Genomic DNA, 3,665 nt, shown 5'->3' with positions numbered 1-3,665 from the left:
CTCCAGCGCCCTTGCGCCCGCCGAGCCTGCACCGGCGCCCCAGCCGTTGCAGCGCGCGCCCCCGCCGCGGCCGGCAGCGCCGGCGGGACCGGCGGGAGTCGTTTCGACTCGGCTTCGCCCGCAGCTCGAGATCGAGTTCACGCCCGGGCGCTGCGTGGTCGAGGACGACAAGGCGACCATCCAGTTCGATGTCGCGGTGTTCAACTCGGGCAGCGCGCCGGCGCGCGATGTGCTGGTCGAGGCGCGCATGTTCAACGCCGGCCCGGCGCAGGACCAGGAGATCGGCGCCTTCTTCGCCCACCCGGTCGCCAAGGGGGATCGAATCCCGGCCATCCCCCCGTTGAAGCGGATCGCGCTCAAAAGCGCGGTCAGCATGAGCAGCGATCAGCTGCGCGCGTTCGAGGTCGGCGGGCGGCGCCTGTTCGTTCCGCTGGTCGGCTTCAACGCGCTCTATCGCTGGAGCGGCGGGGAGGGACAGACTTCGTCCAGCTATCTCGTCGGCCGCGACAACCAGAGTGAGAAAATGGCGCCCATGCGTCTCGACCTCGGGCCGCGGGTCTTCCGCGGCCTCGGCGCCCGCGAGCACAACGTCCGCCTTCGCAAGTAAGGCCGCGGCTAGAGCACCGACGAATTGTAGCTGTGCCAGGCGAGTACCGCGGCCGCCCCGCGATTGGGGCGCCAGGCTTCGCCGAGCTCGCGCAGCCGCTTTTCCGTCGGCCGCCCGTCGAGGCCGAGCATGCGCCCGATCGCGATCTGGACCGCCAGGTCGCCCGCCGGCCAGACGTCGCGCCGCCCCTCGGCGAACAGCAGGTAAATCTCGGCGGACCAGCGGCCGATGCCCTTGATCCTGGTCAGCAGCGCGATCGCTTCCTCGTCGTCCGCGGGGAGGCTTGCGAGATCGAGCTCGCCCGACAGAATGAGCTCGGCGAGGCTGCGCGCATAGCCCGCTTTCTGACGCGAGATCCCGGCGAGCCGAAGCTCGTCGTCGCCGGCCTTTAGGATTCGGCCAAGCTCGGGCGGGATGCCATAGGCGCGCTCAAGCTTCGCCCACATCGAGCGCGCGGCGGCGACGCTGACTTGCTGGCCGACGATCGTCCGAAGCAGCGTATGGGCGCCAGGCTCGCTCGCCCGCGGCTCCGGAGTGCCGTGCCGCTCGATCACCTCGGCGAAGGCTGGCTCGAGCGAGGCCAAAGTCTCGATGCTTTGCTGCAGGCTGTCGACGGTCCGGACCATCAGGCGACGCTCGCCGCGTAGAGCGCCACCGCGGCGGCGTTGGACACGTTGAGGCTTTCGACCGCGCTGCCGATCGGCAGGCGCGCCAGCGCATCGCAATGCTCGCGGGTGTTGGGCCTCAGTCCCGGCCCCTCGGCGCCGAGAACCAAGGCGATTCGGGGCGGGCCGAGCGCCTCCTTGATCTCCATGTCCGAATCGCCGGCCAGCCCGATGCGCCAGAAACCAGCCTCGCCGATCTCCTCCAGCGCTCGGGCCAGGTTGACGACCCGCGCCCACGGTACGTGCTCGAGGGCTCCCGACGCCGCCTTGGCCAGCGCCCCGCTTTCGGGCGGCGAATGGCGGTCCTGGGTGACGATCCCGATCGCTCCGAACGCGGCTGCCGATCGCAGGATGGCTCCGACATTATGGGGATCGGTGACCTGGTCGAGGACCAGCAGCACCGCGCGCTCCCCAGCGTCTCCGAGCAGGTCGCCGAGCCACACCTCGTCGAGCGGGTCGACCTCGATCACCACGCCCTGGTGCGGCGCATCGTGCGGCACCATCCGTCCGAGGTCGGCGACGTCGGCGAAGGTGACTGGCACGCTGCCCGGAAAGCGCATGGCGGCGGCCGCGTCCCGCGTCGCCCAGGCACGCAGCACCTTGCGCGCTGGGTTGTCGAGCGCCGCGGCGACCGCATGCTTGCCCCACAGGCGGGGACGATTGGCTGAACCGTGCTGGTGCGACTTCTTGCGACGAGACATTGCGACCCAATGCGGGCGAGGCGCGGGGAGCGCAACCGTCCCCCATTAGCTAGCCGCTTCACCCCGGTCGGTAATGGCCCTCATCGGGGAGCCCGAGCTCATCGGACGTTCGCCGCTGGTGCTGACGCCAGGCGCCGATGAACAGGATGATCAGTATCGGGAAGCTCCAGAACCGCTCGGCGGTCGCATAGGCCAGCGGCATAAGGCCCGGCTGGATCGCCTTGAGCAGGTGAGACATGGTGATCGTCAGCTGCAGGCCCGCGACCCACAGTGGCCAAAAGCGGTCGGAGCGAAGCGCGATCGCGACCAGGGCGATCAGAACGAAAACGTCGATCACCAGGTCGCTATGTTCGACACCCAGATAGCGGTCCTGTCCCGTGGTTCGGGCGAGGACCGAAACAATGCTCGCCGTGATGAAGACCACGGCGGACAGCTGCTCGTACTTTCGGCCGCGCCACAGCGCATAACCGCAGGTGACGAACAGGAATGCCCAGAAGAAATATTTGGAGGTGAGCATTGGGAGGGACCGGACCACATCGCTGTGGTCCGGTCAAACGGCTCAGGCGACGATTCGGAGATCGGCTTTGGCGAATTCCGGGCAGTCGTCGCCATTGCCCCAGGAGGTGACGCGCAGGCCGGGCACCTTGCCCTTGGCATCGACCAGCGCCGAGTGGCAGGCGACGATCGCGCCGCGCGTCTGGACCAGGCCGTGGATGGCGGCGGCCAGCTGCTCGAGCGGCGGATTGACGGCGCCGATGCCGGCGTGGGCAACGGCATTGGCCCGCATGATCCGCGCCTGAAGCTCGGCGGCCTCGGCGATGAGTGAATCGATCCCGTCCTCGACGGTGCGGATCTGGGTGGCGACTTCAAACGCGGCGTTCTCGATCATTTGTTTGCGCATGACTGCTCCTTCCCCGGCGCAGCACTGGCGCGGGGTGTCTGTCGGACTGGGAGGTGGCGGATCTAGCGGTTGAGCAGCCTGGCGAGGCTTTCGAGCCCGGCTAGGTACATGCCCGCGGAAAATGCGGTTCCGGTCGAGATCAAGACGATCCAGAGCAGCCGCTGGCCGACACTCATCTCATTCCGGGGGTTGCTCCTCGTTGCGAACGGCATCTGTAGGGAGGGTCGGAATGGTGCGGGCCTCTGCTCGGTTATGAAACCTGCGCCGCCGGCCCCCCCTGCACGGTCAGCGTGCCGAATCTGATTACTGACCGTCCCCATTGGCTGGACGGTCGTGTCGTCGGGCTCAACATACGGCGGTTGATGTATCAAACGCTGATATGGTTCGCAGTGGCGGGCTACGAGGCGGGCGGCCTGGGTTCGGCGCTCCACTCCGAGGATCTGGAGCGCCCCGCGGACGCGCTGGTCGACGGTATGCGGCGAGATTTTGAGCTCGGCCGCGATTTCCTTCGACGACAAATGCTGGTTGACGAGCTGCAGGCAATCGAGCTGCCCCGCGCTCAGCCGTGCCACGCGGCTGGCGATCAGCGCATCCATTTCGGCCGGATCGTGCGTTTCCGCCACGGCGTTGCCCACCCGAGCTCCTTCCAAGGGCATGTACCACTGGCTCGGTTTTTCGCCCGAGTCAGCAGTGGCTTAGATGAAAACGGCCGGGACCGCCATCATATCCATAACCGATGTTAAGTTTTTTGTATTTCGGTGAACGGAGAGTTAAAATTCTAAGGCTGGTGG

The 3,665-nt window shown here is 67.4% G+C and carries 5 protein-coding genes and 1 pseudogene; 1 reads left to right on the top strand and 5 read right to left on the bottom strand.

The features are described 5' to 3' along the window. A pseudogene (locus H0T81_RS02800) lies at nucleotides 1-607 on the top strand (hypothetical protein); the annotation flags it as partial. A gap of 8 nt (nucleotides 608-615) precedes the next feature. Here H0T81_RS02800 and H0T81_RS02795 read toward each other — a convergent pair. The 5 genes from H0T81_RS02795 to H0T81_RS02775 form a co-directional block, all read right to left on the bottom strand. After that, entirely contained in the window at nucleotides 616-1,233 is a 618-nt protein-coding gene (locus H0T81_RS02795) for a DNA-3-methyladenine glycosylase 2 family protein (RefSeq protein WP_294009525.1), read from the bottom strand. After that, nucleotides 1,233-1,973 carry a 23S rRNA (guanosine(2251)-2'-O)-methyltransferase RlmB gene (gene rlmB / locus H0T81_RS02790; protein ID WP_294009523.1) on the bottom strand — a complete coding sequence of 247 codons (741 nt, stop codon included), beginning with the start codon at nucleotides 1,971-1,973 and terminating at the stop codon, nucleotides 1,233-1,235. The genes H0T81_RS02795 and rlmB overlap by 1 nt, the downstream gene beginning before the upstream one ends. A 58-nt stretch (nucleotides 1,974-2,031) precedes the next feature. Continuing rightward, nucleotides 2,032-2,490: a hypothetical protein gene (locus H0T81_RS02785; protein ID WP_294009521.1), complete on the bottom strand. Its 459-nt coding sequence runs from the start codon at nucleotides 2,488-2,490 to the stop codon at nucleotides 2,032-2,034. A gap of 42 nt (nucleotides 2,491-2,532) precedes the next feature. After that, on the bottom strand, nucleotides 2,533-2,874 hold the full coding sequence (locus tag H0T81_RS02780; protein ID WP_294009519.1) for a hypothetical protein: 342 nt from the start codon (nucleotides 2,872-2,874) through the stop codon (nucleotides 2,533-2,535). Nucleotides 2,875-2,936: 62 nt separating this feature from the next. Continuing rightward, nucleotides 2,937-3,509, bottom strand: coding sequence for a helix-turn-helix transcriptional regulator (locus H0T81_RS02775; RefSeq protein WP_294009517.1), 573 nt, complete (start codon nucleotides 3,507-3,509; stop codon nucleotides 2,937-2,939). Between the last annotated feature and the right edge of the window lie 156 nt (nucleotides 3,510-3,665).

The organism is Sphingomonas sp., assembly GCF_013812825.1.
GTDB lineage: Bacteria > Pseudomonadota > Alphaproteobacteria > Sphingomonadales > Sphingomonadaceae > Sphingomicrobium.
This window is presented reverse-complemented; position numbering and strand designations above follow the sequence as displayed.